Below are 22,546 nucleotides of genomic sequence, written 5' to 3' on the forward strand. Positions count from 1 at the left end.
ATATAATGGGAAAAAAGTACTATTGGCAGGGTATATAATGCCACACGTTTAAATGGAAGATTGGTGGTGCATTTAATGGCTGAAAAGATGACCTATATTAATCCAGAAATGTTAATATGGGCGAGAGAAGAAAGCTGTACACTTATAGATGAGGTAATAGAAAAGTTTGGATCGGAAAAGGTTACTGCATGGGAAAACGGAACAAATTATCCTACATATAAGCAGTTAAAAGATTTAGGTAATATTTATCGTAAGCCAGTTGCAGTTTTTTTCTTTCCTGCTCCTCCGGTAATGAAAAATATTGTTACTTCATGTAGAACCTTACCTAAAGATATGGGAATGATGTTCACACGAAACATTAAAAGGCTTATGGATGAAGCTAGAATTATGCAAATCAACCTATACGAGTTAAACGAAAATAAGAATGAGAAAATAAATAAAATTGTTAGGGAAGAGTTTAATTGTTTTGATATCAAATCAACTGCAGCAAAGCTAAGGAAAATAATGAATGTTAGTTTGGAAGAACAAAATAAATTAAAAAAATATGATACTGCATTTGAATTTTGGAGAGAAAAATTTTATCAAATTGGAATATATGTATTTAAGGATGCCTTTAAAGATGAAAGAATCTCTGGATTCTGTTTATATGATAAAGAATTTCCTGTAGTGTATATTAACAATTCATTTTCTTTTGCAAGACAAATATTTACACTTTTTCATGAAATTTTTCATATACTTTATAAGACTAGCGGTATTGATATTTTTAATGATTCAAATGGCTGTAGTTATTATAATGAGGCTGATGAATTGATTGAGATAAATTGTAATAAATTTGCCGGTGAGTTTTTGGTACCAGATGTTGAGTTTGATAGCAGGATCAGGGGTAAAATATTCAATGAAAAAATTATTGAACAATTAGCAAATACCTTTTGTGTAAGTAGAGAAGTTATTTTGCGTAAATTTTTAGATAAAAAAGTTATAGATAAGGAATATTATAACGAGTTACGAAATGCATATCTAGAAGACTATAAACGTATTACAGAAATTAATGATTCAAAAGAAAGTAGAGGTAATTATTATAATACTCAAATGTCTTACAAGGGAGAAAGATATGTAAGATTAACATATGGATGCTATTACAATAATAAAATTACCATTATGCAGTTATCACAATATATGAATATGAAGATACCATCCTTAAAAGTTATTGCTCAGAAAAAAGGGTGGGGGGCCCTGTGATGTATGATAACATATGTAGTTGATAATAATATTTTTTCAAGATCATTCAGGAACATTCCATTAGATGTCTTTGATGATATATGGGAACCTTGGTCAAAGTGTATGAAAAATGGTAAAATAATTTCTGTAGATGAAGCTTATTGTGAAATGGAAAAACGTTGGGGACCAGATACGGAAGAGGGTAAATGGCTAAAAGAACATAAAGGCTATTTCTTAAAACCAACGAATGAAGAGGGTTTTTATATTAGGGAGATATTTAAAAGTAAGAAGTTTAGAGAAGGTATTAAAGAGAGTAGTCTTCGTAATGGAACCCCTGAAGCTGATGCGATCTTAGTTGCAAAAGCAAAAGTAATAAATGGAATTGTTGTTACCGCGGAAAGTGATGAGAAACCTAATTCTGAAAAAATACCAAACATTGCTGTTAGTTTAAACGTTCCGTATATGAATATATCAAATTTCTATAAATTATTGAAGAATATTTATAAAAGTAAAAATGAGTATGAGGAAGTATATATATGCAAAGATTTGTGTGAACCTATATTATTGAATGAATACTTAGGTAACCTCAGGGAGCGAGCGTGATACTAAAATGATACTAAAATCCTTCAAAACTCATTTTATTCACCAAATAATAAATTATTTTAGATAGGAAGTAATTCAATTATAAAAAGCAGCTATCACAAGGTAGCTGCTTTTATAATGCAGTAAAATTCAATACTGACAAACCCCAATTAAACCCCAAGGCATCAAAAAACCACTCATTGCTGAGTGGTATAATTTTTTATTAATTGCCGTAACCCTTGATTTTCCTATATTTATTTAAGTGGAGCATAGGGGACTTGAACCCCTGACCCCCACACTGCCAGTGTGGTGCGCTCCCAACTGCGCTAATGCCCCGAAATAATTGTGATTAATTTAAACAAGTTTGCTTATATAATATCAAAAAACCGTAATCACCAGACTATTATAAAACGGATTCGCATTAATATCAATAAAAATTTATATATAATAGCAAAAAATTTAATTTGAAAGCAAAAAACGCTTAAAACATAAAATATTCTTTCTAAAAAAGAAAGAAAACAATAAAAAGTAAAGTCGATTAAAACAATAACTATAAAAGATAACACCCCCACACATAGCTATCATTCATTCGATAACTCTTCCAAAACATTAAATAAAGTTATCAGCACATAATAAACGTTAGAATAACCCTTGCACTGACTCCTCAATAATCCCCTTCAAATTAAGACTCTCTAAAAATCCAGGCTCCAAAACAAGAGACCGGTTAATGTATTCCATAGCTGTTTCCAGTTCCTGCATATTGTAATAACATACTGCAAGTTCGTAATTAATTGCCGCATCTTCTCCATAAAACTCCACGGAAGACTGATATAGCTTAACAGCATCCTTATCACAGCCAAAGTACCCCAATAAAGAACCTAAACAATAAAATAAATTACCGTCTTCCCCTATGGGAAAATAATATTCCCAGACTTTATAAATTACGTCAATCAGTTCCTCTTTTGGAAAGTCCTTTTCCTCTGAAATCCTCTCAAGTATGGTATTATAGAATTCTAAAAATGTCCTTGAATCCCAGACGGTATATCGTAAAAAGGTCAGCAGTTCTTTTGTAGTAAATGATTTATGAGAAGGCACAACAGCTTTTTTTATTGTATAAAAATCATCCGGTCCTATACTTTCAATAACCTCGTTATATGCCATAGTGGTTTCTGTAAAGTTATGTGAACGTTTGCTTAGTAAAAACATGGACATAGTAACACTTTCCTGTTCATAAATACTATGAATCGCACTTCCTCCATGACTTCTAAAATACAGCTCCAGAGCGTGAAAGTTAACGGTCAGGGAGATGGAGCCATGTTTTGATAAGTAGGGATGATAATTTTGGTTCATGGAGGCGGTATCTTTATACCCTTTATCAGCGGAAATTAAAAGCAGGTCATCACCAAAGAGGGTCTGTAATCTGCTAAGGCACCTTAAGGCTGCAATCGGCAAGGAAAAGGCTGTATCTTCAAAACAATCTTTATAATACAAAAGTATTTCATTCAGATTAGCTTCTTCATAATAATTACTTCCTTGTAGCTGCTTGTCGGTATAGTAATAATCATAACCCGCCAGGATGGATTTATCCAAAGAGTCTGCCTGACCATCCTTAGCAGTTATTGTAATCAGTCCCTCGAAAAGCTTGCCTTTATTAACATAGAACGTATCCTGAGGAAGACTGTCAAAGGTATAATTGGCAAATAAAATCAAAGGATTTTTAACGCTGCCTTTACCCAGAACTTCGCCGCTGATTCTTAACGTAAGTGCGTTATCCCCTGTCATATCAAATGTTGCACAGTCAAGAATTCCACTTTCAAAATAAGGTTTTAAATAGCTGTGGCTTTGCCAGTATATCACGTTTCGCTCGGCAAGATCTGTTATGATATACTTAAATTTTAAGTCCTTTAGCGGCGAATTGGCAAGGAGGTGCAAAAATCTTTTAAGAAAAGTATAAGTAAACCGGCCTACTCCTGCTGCAAGCTCCATTATATAAATGGTGGTATTTTTATTAAAGCTTTTACTGGAAGCAATATCTCTGCAGTAGCCAAATACTATTTTGGCATATAGATTAGCGATATAAGGATTTGTAGTTATATATTGAGGTACAATTCCTTTAATCCAGGCCTCTGGTCCTTGACTAGCATAGAAGTCAGCTTGAAGCTTCCACACCATGGACAGTGACAAGGGTTTATTAGCTTCGAGTATGAAACCGGAATCCTCGGTGGTTTTTTCTGAGGCTTTTAAGTTATCTATTTTTTTGATTGTATATTTTTTATTTATTTTTGACACAAACAGTTCCTCCGAAATATAAGCAGTATTATAAAGATTTTAAAACAATATTATACAACAGATACATGAATAAAACTATCTAAAGATTGATGCTGGCTGCAACTGGATATAAAATTAGCTGTTACTATAGATTGAAGGTAGTTGTTTTTATTTCTGGGATAATTTCAATGATATAAGCCCCCTTAAGTACCAAGCCAATACAAATAGCAATAAGTATTTCCAGAATACAGCGATCGTCCCTTTAAATTATCCGCTATTATTTAGACTGTTTTAGTAATGTTTTTACTGGTTGTTGATACATATAAGGAGGTTAAGATTTATAAATAGCAGGCTTACGGGTCAATATTACAGCATGTCCTTAGCACGGTACTGCTGCGGTGTGATTCCGACAGTTTTCTTAAATTGTTTATGAAAATAGGAACTGTTGGAAAAACCGGTTGCATCCGCTATGGCCTGCAGCGATAAATCAGTGGTTATAAGAAGTTTTTTGGCGGCATGAATCCGTTCGCTTTTTATATAGGTGCTAAGGAGCTGACCGGATTGTTTATGGAAAAGATAAGAAATATAATCAGGATTCATATGGATTGCTTCTGCAATGGAATTCCGGTTTAAATCTTCGGAGTCTAAATGGGCTTTTATATACTTTTTGACAGACTCCACAAAAGAAGCAGAATCAGCATTTACCTTCAGAATTTCTTCGGTGTCTGAAAGCAGATGCCCTGCCCAAAAGAGGAAGTTCTCTATGGAAGAAGTTGCTTTAATTAAGTCTGTATGATGAGTCAGTTTCGGGAATAATTCGTTGATTGAAATTTCCTTTGATTCCAGAACTGAAAATACGGTTTGTAATACGCCATAGTAAATAGCGATAAGCATCTTGGCCGGATAATAGGTGGAAGTATCTTTGAACAAGGCTTTAATTTTATCAAGAATCAGAGATGATTTATATTGCAATAGGAGCTCTGTCCATTCAGCCAGAGGTATGTTCTTCATCTGAGAGTCCGAGAATTCCCAGGTATGGGGATCTGATAACGTATGAACTGGTATCACGATACTTTCCTTAGTAAAGATACTTGATTCAAAATTCTTAAGGAGCTGGTAACAGTCAGCAACAGAGGTAACCGGTGTTTGGTCCGACAAATAGATTGAAAACCGATAAGAGGGCAGAGCCTGACATAGTTTTCTTACGATATCTTCGGAGAAGTCAAAGATATGCTGATAGCCCTTAAAATTACCGGATATCATAGCCAGTAAAAATTCGGAAGAAGAAATCTTATATATGGAAGCATCTTCTTTATCACAGATCAGCTCAGAAACAATGGAGAGTATTTCACCAAGTGGAATCGGGTCTTCCTCATCACCGGTAATATTTTTGGCATGGACATCAAACAGAAGAAAGTAAAAATCCTCCTTTAGCCAGGACACCGGCACGTTCAGGCGATTCATAGCTTCTGTAATACTGGTTTTTGAAGAGGATATAATTCTTGTAAAGACTTCCTTCCAAAACATTTCCACACGGAGGGATTTGCTGGAATCCCAGGATTCTGCAATGTTTTTAGCCCTGTCAACCTTCTGGTTTTCATATACTTTTTCTACCGCAAGCGTTAGTTCTTCTTCCAAAACACTGTATTCAACCGGCTTTAAGATATATTGGAAACATTGTAACAGGATAGCTTTTTGTGCATAATCAAAATTCTGATGTCCAGTAAGCAATAACTTGACAGGATGGAAGTTATTCTCATTTACCCAGGCAATCAGGTCAAGACCACTGCTTTTTGGCATTTCAATATCGGTCAGCAGAATATCGATTTCCTGTTGCTGTAAAATCTCCTGAGCCTGTTTCATGCTGTAGGCAGTATATACAGCATGGATTCCCAGGTCATCCCAATTAATATTTTTGGTAATACCTTGAACAATATAATATTCATCGTCAACTACAAGTATATTCATGTGAGCATCCTCCTATCGGTTCGCTTATTGCTGAAATGGAATATATGGTATTTCAATATCAATTCTTGCACCGGAACCTGGTTCGTTGGAAAAATGTATTACGGCGGTTTCGCCATATACAAGTGCAAGTCTTTTAGCAACATTGTGGACCCCCAGATGACGTCCGTCTTTTTGACTGGGCTTTTTATTATTGATATCTTCCAGGGTTCCCAGTATATCTGAGCTGAAACCATCCCCCGAATCAATATGGGTCAGATGGATCCATTTTTTATTCTCTTTTTCAATCATATAAGAGGTGATTTTAATCTGTAAGGGTTCCCCCATTACCATATTGTATTTGATTGTATTCTCGGTAAACATCAGCAGGATAAGAGGAAATACGGATGCCTCCTCAGTCTCTGCGGCGATATGGCTTTCATAGGTCAGACAATCGGGAAATCTTATTTTAGTCAGTTCTATATAATTGTATATGAACAGTAATTCTTCTTTTAACGCAACGGTGGTACGGTCTGATAAGGTATAGCGCAGATGATCGGAAAGGGTTTGGATCATTTTCGGTAATACTTCCTGATTTTCAGAAATATCAGCAGCCATTGATCCAATGGAACACAGGCAGTTGATTAAAAAATGTGGTGCAATCTGTGATTTTAAATACTGGAGTTCTATTTGGGATTTTGCAAGTTTCTCCTCATAAATATCGACGCGTAAGTTATGTATTTCGTCGATCATGTTATTAAAGGCCGTATCGATTTCTATAATTTCCCGGCAGTTCGAGGCATCGGCGGTTACTTTCTGTTCAAAATTACCAAGCCGAATGGATACGGCAGCATTTTCTAACATAAATAAGGGCCTCGATAAAAATTTACTTACCGATATCAGAAGAAACAGAGTAAGGATAATTATGAAAACAGCCATAATAAGGAGAATCTGATATATAGTATAAAGCTGCATATCAATATTTTTAAGGGGTATCAGTGCCAGCAGATAATAATCGCAGTAATCCAGTTCATTGGTAACTAGCAGGGCTTTGCTTTTGTCATTCATTGTGAAAATGCTGTAATTGTTTAGTGAGCTTTCGACATCAAAGGTATAGCCGGAAAGCTTATTTTCACATAATGGAACACCGCCTTCGGTTACATAGATAACATTGCCGCCATGCTCGGCTATATTTTTGAAGGTAGATGTAAGCTGGTCAACATTTGCCCATGCACCCAGGTAGGTGTTATTTATTCTTAGTATCCGTATAAGGTAATAGGAATTATTAATCTCTTTGGTAAACCAGGTTTTTATATTGATTTCATCCAAATTGCTGCTGGCATTTAAAGATCTTAAATAAGTCCGAAGGTAATCTGCTGCCAATGCATCATTAGTCAGTTTGTGGGACTGTATAAAAGTATCATTAATAGGGGCATAAATAAATAAACCGCCAATTTCTGAAAACGCAGGAAGGCTGTAATCGAGTAAATCTTTGGCTCGCATAATATTATTATAAATATAATTCACATCCCCCATGTAGGAAATGGAAGAGATATCAGAACTATAGGAATTCATTTCATAAAGGTAGATATCGAGTTCCTCTAGTGAGTCGCTTAACTGATGATTGTATAATTCCAGGGTATCTTTTAAGTTATCATAGGTTTTTTCCCGCAATACACTGGTAAAATAGCTGGATAACCAGCCAATAATAAGAATAAAGGATAAAAATATAAGACAGATAATAGTAAACATACGGCTTCGGAACGAATAGGTCTTTTTTGCGGCATTGTAAGTATTTACATGCATAATTGTCACCCTCTTAAATAACCATTGTATAAGTTGTATGGATTGGTATGGTATAGGATTAAAAATTAGATATTATATACAATAATCTAAGGAAAGTAGAATAACCTCTAAGGATAATTCCTTACATTGTTTACGCTATATTATATAATATCCTTGTAACTAATATCAAGGGAAACTTGGATCCTGGAGAAGATCCTTCCACGTCTTAAGCAGATTTCCTTGAAGATATGAAACGAAACGGAGGTATTTTTATGAAAAAGTTTTTAGCAGTACTACTTAGTTTGGCCATAGTAATGGTAAGCCTTACCGGCTGCGGCAAATCAGGTTCCAACAACACGGGCAGCAAGGATACAGGCAGTAAGGATACGGTATCAAGTACTCCTGAGGATACAGCTTCCACCCAGGAAGCAGATGCTGGGGCCAAAGCAATTGCTGACAGAAAAGCCAGCGGAAAAATTCCGACAGTTGTTATGGCATTTATGAACTGGTCAGGTTCACCGGCTGGTTTGGAGCGGATTCAAGGACTAATCAGTGATTATACGGAAGAAAAATTGGGTGTTTCCGTAGAACTTGAAATCCTGGATTTTGCGTCCTACAAACAGGGTCTTACGTTAATGCTTTCCTCAGGGGAACAGGTTGATATTTTTAATGCAATAACTCTTGGGTATACATCTTCAATTAATAATGGTTATTGTCTTAATCTTGAAGACGATAATCTGATTCAGACATATGGTGCAGGAATCCTTAATACCATGGATCCGTCCTATGTAAATGCCTGCCGTGTAGGCGGTGCTTTATACGGTCTTCCGCAGCAGCGGGATATGGCAATCGGACTTGGAGGCTTTTCTATTGGTAAAGAATACCTGGATGGTATCGGATATGATTATGCCTCACAGTACAAAGACGGCGATGAAGTAATCTATACGGATATTAATACAATCAGTGATATTTATGCAAAGCTTCATGCGAAGTATCCCAATTTATATGTATATGCTCCCCAGGAGGCTACGCTTGGTCAGTATGTAAAATATGATGCCCTTGGCGGAGATAATTATGGTGTTTTATTGGATCCGGAAAATAGCCTTACTATGAATGATCTTTGGGGAAGTGAACAGTTTAAAAACTACTGTGAATTAATGTATCAATGGAATCAGGCAGGCTATATATCAAAGGATGCACTGACGGATGATACATCTGCTACTGCCCAGGTGAAAGCCGGTACAGCAATGTCTTATGCTACCGCCACAAAACCTGGCATCAGAGCCCAGGAAACCGGTCTTTGCGGACGCGATATGGTAATATTCCAGACAGGAGATGACTTCCTTAAATCCTCAGCAGTTGCTACCATGCCATGGTGTATTAACTCAGGAACAAAAGACCCTGAAGCTGCCATGCAGGTATTAAATGCTTTCTACACAGATCCTTATCTTTCTAACTTACTTTGCTGGGGTCAGGAGGGTACCGAATATACAAAAACAGAAGACGGACATATTAATTTTGCAGAGGGTGTTACGGCAGCAAATTCAGAATATTATAACAACGTTAACTGGCTTATGCCAAACCAGTTTATCGCGGAAATCTGGGATGGCAACCCGTTAGATATCTGGGACCGCATGGCCTCATTTAATAAGGATTCCGTAAAATCAAAAGCACTTGGTTTTTCCTTTGATAACAGCAGTGTGTCAACAGAATATGCCGTACTTACTAATGTTTACAACGAATATGCGTTCCAGCTTATGTATGGATTTAAGGATCCTGCTACCGGAATACCGGAAATGTTAGACAAGTTTAAGGCAGCCGGATTAGAAACGTATATGAAGGCAAAACAAACCGCTCATGACGAGTGGGCTAAAACAAATGGTGTAAAATAATAAGATAAATATGGTAAAAGGATGGGGAAGCTTAAGACCTTGCTGGTCCATCCTTTTGCTAAAGTTAAGAATGCCGGGTTATGGAGGTTAGGTTGAAAAATAGATTTTTCAACCACAAGTTTGTGCTTGCGCACCGCAAACTTGGTATGTGCAAAGAGCGTGCGCAAGAATAGAGGTTAATATGGCTAAAACAGTTACAGCCGCCGGGTCTTCCTATAAAAAAAATAAAAATCTGGCACAGTTCAAACGGTGTCTGCCGCTTTATTTTATGGCTCTGCCCGGAATCATATATCTTTTTATTAATAATTACATGCCGCTGCCGGGACTGGTATTGGCATTTAAAAAGTTCAATGCCAGAAAGGGTATCTTTGGTTCGGATTGGGCAGGGCTATCAAATTTTAAGTATTTGTTTACCACACAGGATGCCTTTATCATTACAAGAAATACAATCCTTTATAACTTAACGTTTATTGTTATTAATACAGTTTGTGCAATTGCGGTAGCAATTATACTTGCGGAATTGACATCAAAGGTAAAGAAGTTTTATCAATCCGCAATCTTACTTCCGTTTCTGATTTCAGCGGTTATTATCAGTTATCTGGTATTTGCATTTCTCTCAACAGAAAATGGGTTTGTCAATAATTCTATCTTAAAACCGTTTGGAATAGAGGGAATATCCTGGTACACGGAAAAGAAATACTGGCCCTTCATCCTGATACTTGTTAATACCTGGAAAACAGTTGGCTATAATTGTATTATTTATCTATCGACCATTGTAGGATTTGACAGAGCTTATTATGAGGCGGCTTCTATCGATGGTGCATCAAAGTGGCAGCAGCTGAGACGCATAACAATACCCCTTTTGAAACCTACGATTATAATGCTTACTTTATTGTCAATCGGACGTATATTCTATTCCGATTTTGGATTATTCTATCAGGTGCCTCAAAACTCAGGAGCTCTTTATTCCGTTACGAACACCATTGATACTTATGTTTATCGTGGATTACTTGAGCTTGGGGATATCACAATGTCTTCCGCGGCAGGTCTGTATCAATCGGTCATTGGGTTTATACTTGTTCTGTCTGCCAACCTGATTGTACGTAAGGTTGATTCTGAAAATGCACTTTTCTAATACCGCAAGGGAACTTGCGATATGCAATGGGTATAAGGCTGAAAGAAAATATATGAATTGAAAGGATGCCGCAAAAGGATTCTTTCAGCCTGTTTAATTTAGTGGCAGTATCGCAAGGGAACTTGCGATATGCAATGGGTATAAGGTTGAAAGAAATATATGAATTGATAGGATGCCACAATAGGATTCTTTCAACCTGTTTCATTAGTGGCAATATCGCAAGGGAACTTGCGATATGCAATGGGTATAAGCTGAAAGAAAATATATGAATTGAAAGGATGCCACAATAGGATTCTTTCAGCCTGTTTCATTAGTGGCAGTATCGCAAGGAACTTGCGATATGCAATGGGTATAAAATATGAAAACAAGAGAAGATAAAATATTTCAAACCAGCGGTCACATCGTTATGATGCTGTTGTCTGCCTGTGCAATTATTCCTATTGTGTTGTTGGTAATCTCCTCTTTCACCGATAATGACACATTAATTAGGAATGGATATTCGTTTTGGCCGGAAAAACTAAGCTTTTATGCATATGAATATATTTTTAGAACCGGTAATTCAGTAGTACACGCATATGGAATATCCATATTGCTGACGTCAGTTGGAGTCGTGTCCTCCCTGGTCATTACTACAATGCTTGCATATACCATATCCAAAAAGTATCTTCCGGGAAAAGGGATTCTAACCTTCCTGGTATTCTTTACACTGCTCTTTAACGGCGGTCTGGTTCCAACCTATATGAATTATACGAATACCTTTGGAATTAAAAATACTTTCTGGGGACTTTTAATACCCAGTCTTTTGATGAATGGTTTTAATGTACTGCTTATGAAATCCTATTTTGTTACCGGTGTACCGGATGAAATCCTGGAGGCAGCTTATATTGATGGTGCTTCTGAATTTAAAACCTTTTATAGGGTGGCACTTCCCCTTGCAAAGCCCGTTGTTGCTACCATTGGGCTCTTTGCGGGAATCGCTTACTGGAATGACTGGCAGAACGGTTATATTTACCTTACGAAACGAACAGATCTATATTCCATACAGAATCTGTTAAATAGAATGATACAAAATATACAGTTTTTATCCCAGAATTCAGCTAATATTTCCAATGCCAATGTAGGGCTTGCCGCTATACCGTCGGTCTCTGTCCGTATGGCCATTGCAGTCATTGGCATACTGCCGATTATCTTAATATATCCCTTAGTACAGAATAACTTTGTAAAGGGCATCACACTTGGGGGCGTAAAGGGGTAAGTGAAGGAATAAGCAGAAATTATGCCTCTTATTAAGGAGAAAACCATGGAAAAGTCTATTAACGAAGCATTAAATAATAAAAACGGGAATTATCTGATGCCCTTTCTCTGGGTCCGTGGTGAGGAAGAAGCTATACTTCGTGAGGAAATTCGGAAAATCTATGAGTGTGGAATTTATGCCTTCTGCGTAGAGGGAAGGCCTCACCCGGACTACTGTGGTAAACAGTGGTGGGAGGACTTAAAAATAATTTTCGACGAAGCAAAAAAGTATGGCATGAAAGTGTGGATTCTTGATGATGCCCATTTCCCCACCGGCTATGCCAACGGTATTATTGCAAAAAAGTATCCGGGAAAAAGCAAGCAGTATTTAAAAATACAGGCTACAGAAGTGGCTGGACCGTTGAACGGAGTTACCTTTGATACAAAAATCCTTCTGAATCTGCCGATACCCCCTAATCCTATGAGTGCTTTTTTAGAGGGCGGTCTTTTAAAGCCGGAACTGCCAAAGGACGATTCTGTCTATGGGGTAATTGCCTGCAGGGTAGAAAAAAGCGGTAACATGAGTAATCCCATCGACCTGACGTCAAATCTTAAGGACGGTATTTTGCATTGGGATGTCCCTGCCGGTATGTGGAAACTGTATGTTATTCTATTGACCCGTCAGGGCGGCGGCCGTCTGTCTTATATCAACATGCTGGACCGGGATTCCGCCCATCTGCAGATTGAAGCAGTATATGAGGAACATTTTAAGCATATCGGAGAAGAATTCGGTAAAACCCTGGCAGGATTCTTTTCTGACGAAGCCGAGATTGGAAACTCCGCCGGTTATAACTTTAATGATAAGCTGGGACAAGGTCCAAAAGCACTTCCCTATTCAAATGAACTAGGTGAAATGCTTCGCAATACGTATGGACCTGACTGGAAGAAACAACTGCCCTCCCTCTGGTTTCCCATGGAGGAGGAGAAACAGTGCGCGGCCTTTTGCTATGCTTATATGGACAGTATTACTAAACTAATCTCTCGTAATTTTTCAGAAGCTCTGGGGGAATGGTGTAGAAAGCACGGTGTTGAATATATTGGTCACGTTCTGGAAGATAACAACTCCCACAGCCGCCTGGGGTGCGGTATGGGTCATTACTTCCGGGCTTTAAGCGGTCAGCATATGGCAGGGATTGACGATATTGGGAACCAGGTTATATTTGGCGGTGAAAGCAGCTTAAGAGAGGGTGGTATTGCTCCGGGCGACGGAGAATTCTATCACTATGCCCTGGGCAAACTGGGTTCTTCCCATGCACATATAGACAGTAAAAAGAAGGGACGTACCATGTGCGAGATCTTCGGCGCTTATGGCTGGGAGGAGGGCACCCGCCTGATGAAGTATCTGGCGGATCATTTTCTTGTACGGGGAGTCAACAACTTTGTCTTCCATGCATTTTCACCGAAGTTCCCGGATACGGACTGTCCGCCTCATTTTTATGCCCGTGGGCATAATCCGATGTACCGGCCCATGGGTCTGTTATCCAGGTACATGAACCGCGCCTGCCACGTGTTCTCAGGGGGCAGACAGCAGGTAAAGGTTGCAGTTTTATATCACGGTGAGGCAGACTGGATGGGAAATACCATGCTGATGCAAAAGCCCGCCAGACAGCTATTGGAACACCAGATTGACTTTGATTTTGTACCGTGTGATCTATGGACAGCAGAAAATCCCTATCATAGCTCTTTTGTTGCGGGTGTTCTTATCTCAGGTTCTGCAAAGTATCAGGCCCTGGTCATTCCCCAGTGCGATTATCTGCCTGTTGATGTAGGACGCTTTATTGCAAAAGCAGTACCGGAGGGTTTTTTCGTTTATTTTATGAATGCGCTTCCAAAGGCAGTGATCGGCGCTGAGGCAGAAGAGGAGGAAGTGATTCTGGCAGCCCTAAAGACCTGTAGGATCGTGCAGCTTGACCAAATCGCTGACGTACTGACGAAAGAGGGTTTGGCAGAGGTTACCTTATCCCATCCCTTTCCCATGCTTCGATATCTTCATTATCAAAAGTCCGGACATATTTATATGTTCAGCAATGAAGACCCTTCTGAAACGTTTTGCGGTTGTGTGACAGTACCGGCAGCAGGAATTCCGGTGGTCTATGATGCCTATCACAATACCTTGCATACCGTTAAATTTACAGCAGAGCCTGGTAAGTGTCGTATGGAGCTGTCACTGGCTCCTTATCAGTCGGTGATTATCAGCATGGAGCGAGAAATTACAGAGCAGGAAATTACAGAGATGGCAGCACCAAGGATTATCACCCTGCCCCAGAGACAGGAAATTACCGGTCCTTATAAGGTATCTTATGCCAGAGCAAAGAATTATCCTGAGTTTACGGATACTGAGATCTGTAAGGAGTTGATTAATATTTCCGAACTGCATCCTGACTTTAGCGGTACAATACGTTATGAAACGGCAGTTAGGTTAAAGGAAGTACCGGATAACGCAAGAATCAATCTTTTAGATGCCCATGAATTTGCAGAAGTTTGGTTAAATGGGGTACTCCTTGGCAGCGAGATTTGTCCTCCTTATGAGTTTGATTGCGGTAAGACCTTAAAGACAGGTGAGAACCAGCTGGTTATTGAAGTTTCAAATACACTGGCCCATGAAATTAAGTCCGGTATCAGTTTCTTTGGCGGGTTTCAGGTAACTGCACCTTCGGGGCTTTTAAAAAATCCAGTGTTAGAATTTTGAGCTAAATCCTGTAAAATTAATGAAAGAATCAAAGAAAGAATTAATCAAAAGAGATACAATTAAAGAAAGATGCAATCAAAGAAAGATACAATTAAAGAAAGATGCAATCAAAGAAAGATACAATTAAAGAAAGATGCAATCAAAGAAAGATGCATTAAAGAAAGATGCAATTAAAGAAAGAATTAAAGAAAGATACAATCAAAGATAGATGCAATCAAAGAAAGATGCAATTAAAGAAAGATGCAATCAAAGAAAGATACAATCAAAGATAGATGCAATCATAGAAAGTGAAATTATAGAAAGTGAAATCATTGAAAGTGAATCATAGAAGTGTAAACAAAAAATGGGTTTTTACAAGAGACAGGGTAAACAGCTTAAATCTGACTAAGTAGGTACGCAAGTAAGTACAGATAGGAGTAAAATGGTAAACTTTAAGATTGATAATAATATAAAAACAGACTTTCCCCATTACTGGGAACTGTGTGTCGGCAGCTGTCATGCATATACTGCATTAAGAGAGGATTACAGAAAGCAGTTAAAAAAGGCCCATGAAGAATTGGGATTTCAATATGTGAGATTCCATGGGCTATTAGATGATGATATGTGTGTGCTGGTTATGAAAAAAGACTTTATGGGCAATGAACTGGGCTTAGTTTATAATTTTGTAAACATAGATAATATCTGTGACTTTCTGTTAAGCATTGGAATGAAACCTTTTCTTGAGCTGGGATTTATGCCTTCTGCCTTAGCCAGTGAAGACAAAACAGTATTTCACTATAAGGGAAATATTACCCCTCCGATGGATTATCATGCCTGGGCAGAACTGATCAGAAGACTGACGGAGCATTTAATCGAAAGATACGGACTTTTGGAAGTCAGCCAGTGGTATTTTGAAGTCTGGAATGAGCCAAATCTGGCGGTATTTTTCTCAGGAACCAAGGAAGAGTATTTTAAGCTTTACGAAGTTACTGCACGGACCATCAAGGAGGTTAATAGCAGCCTCAAAGTGGGGGGACCTGCCACCTCATGTAATTCCTGGATAAAAGATACAATAGATTATTGTGAAACCAATAAAGTACCTCTGGATTTTATTTCTACTCATCATTATCCCACAGACGATCCTCTTTGGAGGTCCGGGATGGATATCACAGATTTCTTTAAATCAGGGCTTGCCGGCAAAGGGGAATACGAACGGGGTATATTAAGGAAAATGACAGAAAAGGCCAGGGAAGAAGCAGGAGAGTATCCTCTTTATTATACGGAGTGGAATACCTCAGCCATGACTAATGCCGACCGGCATGATGAATGTTATGCCTCTGCAATGATAGCAAAAACCCTGGCTGATAATGACGGGCTTGTAAAGGGTTATTCTTACTGGACCTTTACCGATATCTTTGAGGAAGGTTCTCAAATCCCGGGTGCTTTCCACGATGGGTTTGGACTAATGACCTATGCGGGAATCCCAAAACCGGCTTATCGGTTATTCGAATTATTTCATGGACTTGGAAGCAAGCGGCTTAAGGTTGAAAGTGATGATAAGGACAGCACCGTGGAGCTGTTAGCTACGGAAACGGATAAGGGCCACAGGCTTGCAGTTTACAATCATAATATCATGACAGGAGCCATTCAGGAGGAAGAGGTTACAATTCATATCCCGGGTATGGTTACCGGCAGCGAGGTAATGGTCTACCGGATTGATGAAGACCATGCCAATGCAAAAAAACTCTGGATAAAAATGGGTTCCCCGGAATATCTGAAAACAGAGGAAGTGGATAAACTTATGACAGAATCTGAGCTGAAGGCTGAAAAACTAAGCTGTAATGATACAATTACATGTACCGTTCCACCTCATGGTGTTGTAGTGATAGATTTTTAGTTTACAGATAGTGCCTCCTCAGAATGGTTTCGATGAAGTTCGTCCTCCATTGTTTGAGATACCGCAGAAGTGGCAGCATGACGGGAAGGTTGAGAAATATAAGCAGGTAATTGCGAAACACAAATATTGTATTTCTATATCCTACAAATAATACTTTTTTCAGCGCTGAATCTTGCCAATAGGGCAACTGAAGCTAGAAACAAGTTTATTTGCAGGATATATTCAAAAAATCATATCGTTTCGCAATTGCCTGAAAATATAAGAATGGAAAGGATACCACGATACGATTCATTCAAACTGCATACTGATGGCAGTATCGTAAGGGGTGTAAAATATGAATGAAGTAATTTACAATAAAACAGTAGAAAAATGGGGCTGCTTTGAAGCCTCTATCCCGGGCAGGACAGAGGGTAATCCCTTTAGGGATTATACCGTTATGGGATGTTTTGAAGCAAATAGTGAAACTATTACGGTACATGGTTTTTATGATGGAAATGGATGCTATAAAGTGCGTTTTATGCCGTCTTATACGGAAGTTTATCATTTTAAAATATGGGGATCTTTCTCTGAACAGATTTATACGGGAGAATTTAAGGGGACAGAACCATTAGAGAAGAATCATGGACCGGTGCGGGTCAAAGATAAAATTAAGTTTGCATATGAGGATGGAACGCCCTATTTAAGCCTTGGTACCACTTGTTATGCCTGGGCATTTCAAAAAGAATCGCTGCGCCAGGATACACTGGCTACTTTAAAAAACGCACCATTTAACAAAATCCGTTTCTGTGTTTTTCCAAAACATTATATTTATAATTTACACGAGCCGGTTTCTTATCCTTATGAAGGTACGCCCTGTGATTCCAGCAATCTTACGGAAGAGAATTTTGTCCTGTTTGGAGAAGGTGCCATTGATCCATCAAATAACTGGGACTTTTCCCGTTTTCAGGTAGAACATTTTGCCCTTTTGGAAGATTGTATTAGGAAACTTATGGAACTGGGAATAGAAGCGGATCTTATCCTTTTGCATCCCTATGACCGCTGGGGATTTTCTAAAATGGGACTGGAGAATGAAAATTATTACCTTAAATATGTTGTTTCAAGGTTTGCGGCTTACCGGAATGTCTGGTGGTCATTGGCAAATGAATATGACTTGTTTTTTGGTAAACCGGTAAGTGATTGGGAAAAAAATGCCGGTATTCTCTGTGATTATGATCCCTATGTGCATTTGCGTTCCATTCATAACTGTTTTCAGTTTTATGATTTTCACCAGAACTGGATTACCCATTGCAGCATACAGCGTACCGAGCTTTACCGCACCGCTGAGCTGACGGACCAATGGCTTAGGGAATATCAAAAGCCCGTGGTTTTGGATGAAATATGCTATGAAGGAAACATAAATTATGCCTGGGGAAATATAAACGGAGAAGAAATGACACGAAGATTCTGGCAGGCTGTGCTACGAGGCGGTCATCCGGGTCATGGTGAAACCTATCTTGGACATAATGATATTCTATGGTGGTCACATGGTGGAAAACTATATGGTGAAAGTACAGAAAGAATCCGGTTCCTCTCTGATATTATGAAGGAGGCAGACGGAGAAACGTTTACTTATCAGGAAATGGAATGGGATGAAACGGTGGGAACTGCTAAGGGGTGTTCGGTTCACTATTATGACCGTTTCAGACCTTCTTTCCGGGATTTTAAATTAGAAGCAGATAAAAAGTATCTGGTTGAGGTTATTGATACCTGGAATATGACGGTTACTTTTATAGGCAGATTTCAAGGGAAATTCCGTATACCATTGCCAGGGCGGGAGTTTATGGCAATCCGCATAAAAGAATGTGAGTAAGTATTTTTTCACTGACATATAAACACTTAAAAGTGCTGCTGCAAATCCGCAGGATATAAATCTGGGTTAGAATCTTTATTCTCTTCCAGGTAATTTATTCTTTGGATTTTGCAGTGGCATTTTGTTAAAAATAACCATTTTTATAACCATTATCTGTGAAACATCATTATTGACAAGCCTCCTATCTATAGGTAGTATAAAGTTACATCATTGTAAATATATAACATATTCTGACATCAACTCTGTTTTTACTTACTCTCTCCTTCGCACATGCTCCGTTAAAATCACTAATTTACCCGGAGCTTATCAACGCTTACATGATTTCCCGGCTAATATTACTACTGCATGATTCATCGAATGAAACCATCAAAAACAACAGGCTAATACCCAGATAATTCTGTGCATAATGGCACGCCATTTTATATAAATACTTGGTATTTACTTTTGATATAAAAAAGAAGGGAGGTCAGTAGAATATATGGTCTTATATCGGTAATAGCCATTATACAAATAATGCGGTGAGTATTAATTAAGAAATGTCCCTGGTTAGGGATATTCAGAAAAGAGGGTAAAAGAATGAAAGGAAAACTAAGAATAACCATTGGTTTATTAACGGCAGCGGCTATGATAATTACCTCAGCTGCAGCACTTATGGTTCCGACAGCTGTTTCGGCAGAAGTAACCAGTGAAGCTTACAACTGGAAGAATGTACAGATTGGCGGAGGCGGATATGTAGATAATGTAATCTTTAATCCCGGGGAAAAGGATTTAATCTATGCCAGAACCGACATGGGCGGGGCATATAGGTGGAATCCTTCTACCGGAAAATGGATACCCCTCATGGATACCATCGGTTTTGATGACTGGAATAACTTAGGCTGTGACAGTCTTGCAGTAGATCCAGTGGATACCAACCGTGTATACATAGCGGCAGGAACATATACTAATAATTGGGCAGTTGCAAATGGCTGTATCCTGCGTTCCACAGACAAGGGAGATACCTGGGAGGTAACAAATCTGCCTTTTAAGTGTGGTGCCAATATGATGGGCCGGTCCATGGGAGAACGCCTTGTGGTGGATCCAAACAGCAATAATGTTCTTTATATGGGAACCCGAAACGGAAACGGCTTGTGGAAAAGCACGGATTATGGTGTAACCTGGAGTAAGGTAAGTACCTTTACAGAGGTCGGCAATATTGTACCTACAGATTTAGATCCTACAGTTTATGATAATACAATTACCGGTGTGGTATGGGTTACGTTTGATCCTGCTTCCAGCACAGCCGGTACACCTTGTAATAAAATTTATGTTGGGGTAGTCAATAAGGCAAAGAACGGCGAGGCACCTAAGAATACCGTATTTTATACTGCCAATGGCGGCCTTACCTGGAGTGCAGTGGCCGGACAGCCAAAAGACGGCTATTTCCCTCACCATGGAGTATTGTCATCCGAAGGTATTCTGTATATACCTTACAGCAACGGTGTAGGACCCTATGACGGATCGAAAGGGGACGTCTGGAAATACAATACAGGCACTGGTGTATGGACCAAGATTAGTCCGGTTCCCTCCTCCAGTGAAGACAATTATTATGGATATGGCGGACTCTCTGTGGACGCACAGGATCCGGATACTTTAATTGTTACGACCTTAAATAGCTGGTGGCCCGATGCCAATATCTTCCGTTCCAGAGACGGAGGTGCTACCTGGACCAGATTCTGGGACTGGAATGGATATCCGGACCGTACAATTCGGTTTAAACAGGATATTTCTGTCTCACCCTGGCTTACCTTCGGTAAACAATATATTCCGCCGGATGCCATTCCCAAAATGGGCTGGATGATGGGTAATATAGCAATTGATCCGTTTAATTCAGACCGTATGATGTATGGAACCGGAGCAACCGTATATGGAACGGACAACCTTACAGCAATTGATTCCGGCGGTTTAGTAAATATCTCTGTAAAATCGGTAGGAATCGAACAGACAGCAGTACTTTCCCTGATAAGTCCGGACAGCGGTACAGCTCATTTAGTCAGCGGACTTGGTGATCTTTGCGGTTTTGTACATACGGATTTAACAAAAATACCAGCCATGATGATGATAACTCCTAATTTTACCTCTACTACCAGCATGGATTTCGCACAGCTGAATCCAACCAGGTATGTAAGGGTGGGAAATACAGATGCCGGGACAAACCCCAGAATCGGTATCTCCTATGACTCCGGCAATAACTGGTCTGCCGGTACCAACTCCTGGTCTTCAAATAGTTCTGATACGACGGAAGGTGGAAAAGTAGCGATGTCCGCTGACGGCAATACCATTGTTTGGGCCCCCGCAGGAAAAGCACCTTCCTATTCCACTACCTCAGGAAGTTCCTGGACAGCCTGTGCAGGTCTGCCGGTAAATGCCTTTGTTGCTTCCGACCGTGTGAATTCCAATAAGTTCTATGGCTACTCAGGAGGGACTTTCTATGTAAGTACCAATAAGGGAGCTACCTTCACAGCTACTGCCACCGGACTTCCAGATCCGTCCTCCAGCCCGTCCCCTGAGACAACTCCGGTTAACTTTAAGGCAATGCCTGGCATTGAAGGTGATATCTGGCTTGCAGGGGGAAGTGAAGGTTATGATTATGGTTTGTGGCATTCCACCAATTCCGGAGCTACCTTTACAAGACTTGACAATGTGGAAGAAGCAGATGTTGTCGGCTTTGGTATGGCTGCCCCGGGTGCAGACTATATGGCACTTTATATCTGTGCGCAGATTGATGGGGTAAGAGGAATCTTCCGCTCCACAGATGCAGGAGGAAGCTGGGTAAGAATCAACGATGACAGCCACCAATACGGAAGAATTAACATGTGCATAACCGGTGATCCCAGAATATTCGGGCGTGTCTATGTCGGAACCAACGGAAGGGGTATTATCTATGGTGATACCACCACAACACCTACCGTTACACCTACACCCACGGCAACGCCCACACCTACCGTAACCCCCACGCCTACGGCAACACCAACACCTACCGTAACGCCTACGGTCACACCGACAGTTTCTCCCACACCGACAAATTCGGCCTCTATTTCACCCCAGACGGCTGCATTTGATAAAAATACTACCCTGCAGGCGGATATTACCGTAACGCTTACACCTAACGGCAATACCCTGAGTGCAATAAAAAATGGTTCAAAAACCCTTACGGCAGGAACAGACTATACGATATCCGGTAATACGGTGATCATTAAGAAAGCCTATTTATCTAGCCTGTCTGTAGGCAGCGCCAGTCTGACCTTTGACTTTAGCGGTGGAACTGACCCGGTATTAAGCCTTGTAATTTCAGATAGCACCGGCAGCGGCAGCAGTGGATTGACGGTTCAGATGTATAATAACCCACTTACTGCCAGTACCCAGAGCATAGCTCCCCAGTTTAAGCTGATCAATAACGGAACCAGCCCCATCAGTCTGGAAGGTTTAAAGCTGAGATATTACTATACTGATGACGGTGCGGTATCACAGAACTTCTGGTGTGACTGGTCCTCTGTGGGTGCTGTTAATGTTACCGGGGCATTTGTAGATATGACTTCTGTTAAGACCACGGCAGACTGTTATCTTGAAATTACTATTTCTGCCGGTGCAGGAAGCCTGTCCCCCGGCTCCAGCGCATTTATACAGACCAGATTCTCAAAGTCTGACTGGAGTAACTATACCCAGACCAATGATTATTCCTTCAATTCCAGTGGTACGTCCTATGGGGATTGGAGTAAGGTAACGGCTTATAGGAATGGCAGCCTGATCTGGGGAATTGAGCCGTAACCGTTAAAATCAGACCGTAATCACATAGAAAAAGGTTTTCGGACACATATAGTTTCTGAAATATATCCGGTCATCATTGAGATATTATAATTTATACGGCTCTTTATGAAAGAGGGGGATGATTCCTGTGAATCATTCCCCTCTGAACGTTTGTCAGTATAAATATGCTAATTCGTTCGAATTAGGTTTATATTTTAAATGCTGCTAT

At 39.5% G+C, this 22,546-nt stretch carries 12 protein-coding genes and 1 tRNA gene; 9 read left to right on the forward strand and 4 right to left on the reverse strand.

All coding sequences use genetic code 11. The annotated features are described in order from the left end of the window. Nucleotides 1-75: 75 nt before the first annotated feature. Nucleotides 76-1,239, forward strand: coding sequence for an ImmA/IrrE family metallo-endopeptidase (locus QA584_RS00660; RefSeq protein ID WP_278272599.1), 1,164 nt, complete (start codon nt 76-78; stop codon nt 1,237-1,239). Nucleotides 1,240-1,242: 3 nt separating this feature from the next. Next, nucleotides 1,243-1,821 (forward strand): DUF4411 family protein, encoded by a 579-nt coding sequence (locus tag QA584_RS00665; protein ID WP_278272600.1) that lies wholly within the window; start codon nt 1,243-1,245, stop codon nt 1,819-1,821. A 242-nt stretch (nt 1,822-2,063) separates the two neighbouring features. Here QA584_RS00665 and QA584_RS00670 read toward each other — a convergent pair. The 4 genes from QA584_RS00670 to QA584_RS00685 all read right to left on the reverse strand — a co-directional run bounded on the left by QA584_RS00670 (nt 2,064) and on the right by QA584_RS00685 (nt 7,818). Continuing rightward, nucleotides 2,064-2,136, reverse strand: a tRNA-Ala gene (locus QA584_RS00670). A gap of 303 nt (nt 2,137-2,439) precedes the next feature. Further along, nucleotides 2,440-4,089 (reverse strand): tetratricopeptide repeat protein, encoded by a 1,650-nt coding sequence (locus tag QA584_RS00675; protein ID WP_278272601.1) that lies wholly within the window; start codon nt 4,087-4,089, stop codon nt 2,440-2,442. Nucleotides 4,090-4,434: 345 nt separating this feature from the next. Further along, nucleotides 4,435-6,036 carry a response regulator transcription factor gene (locus QA584_RS00680; RefSeq protein ID WP_278272602.1) on the reverse strand — a complete coding sequence of 534 codons (1,602 nt, stop codon included), beginning with the start codon at nt 6,034-6,036 and terminating at the stop codon, nt 4,435-4,437. Nucleotides 6,037-6,060: 24 nt separating this feature from the next. Continuing rightward, a complete protein-coding gene (locus tag QA584_RS00685; RefSeq protein ID WP_278272603.1) occupies nt 6,061-7,818 on the reverse strand; it encodes a sensor histidine kinase in 1,758 nt (585 codons plus the stop codon). A gap of 251 nt (nt 7,819-8,069) precedes the next feature. On the opposite strand from QA584_RS00685, the gene QA584_RS00690 reads away from it, so the two are divergent. From QA584_RS00690 to QA584_RS00720, 7 genes are all read left to right on the forward strand, one after another. Continuing rightward, complete coding sequence (locus QA584_RS00690; protein WP_278272604.1) at nt 8,070-9,689, forward strand: ABC transporter substrate-binding protein; 1,620 nt, start codon at nt 8,070-8,072, stop codon at nt 9,687-9,689. 181 nt (nt 9,690-9,870) lie between these two features. Then, on the forward strand, nt 9,871-10,824 hold the full coding sequence (locus QA584_RS00695) for an ABC transporter permease (RefSeq protein ID WP_278272605.1): 954 nt from the start codon (nt 9,871-9,873) through the stop codon (nt 10,822-10,824). 358 nt (nt 10,825-11,182) lie between these two features. Then, entirely contained in the window at nt 11,183-12,079 is an 897-nt protein-coding gene (locus QA584_RS00700) for a carbohydrate ABC transporter permease (RefSeq protein WP_278272606.1), read from the forward strand. Nucleotides 12,080-12,124: 45 nt separating this feature from the next. After that, nucleotides 12,125-14,806, forward strand: a complete 2,682-nt coding sequence (locus QA584_RS00705) for a glycosyl hydrolase (RefSeq protein ID WP_278272607.1) — start codon at nt 12,125-12,127, stop codon at nt 14,804-14,806. Nucleotides 14,807-15,227: 421 nt separating this feature from the next. Further along, nucleotides 15,228-16,682 (forward strand): GH39 family glycosyl hydrolase, encoded by a 1,455-nt coding sequence (locus QA584_RS00710; RefSeq protein ID WP_278272608.1) that lies wholly within the window; start codon nt 15,228-15,230, stop codon nt 16,680-16,682. 334 nt (nt 16,683-17,016) lie between these two features. After that, entirely contained in the window at nt 17,017-18,531 is a 1,515-nt protein-coding gene (locus QA584_RS00715) for a DUF5605 domain-containing protein (RefSeq protein ID WP_278272609.1), read from the forward strand. Nucleotides 18,532-19,107: 576 nt separating this feature from the next. Further along, nucleotides 19,108-22,338 (forward strand): X2-like carbohydrate binding domain-containing protein, encoded by a 3,231-nt coding sequence (locus QA584_RS00720; protein WP_278272610.1) that lies wholly within the window; start codon nt 19,108-19,110, stop codon nt 22,336-22,338. Nucleotides 22,339-22,546: the final 208 nt, after the last annotated feature.

Source organism: Anaerocolumna sp. AGMB13025 (assembly GCF_029689925.1).
In the GTDB taxonomy this organism is placed as follows: domain Bacteria; phylum Bacillota; class Clostridia; order Lachnospirales; family Lachnospiraceae; genus Anaerocolumna.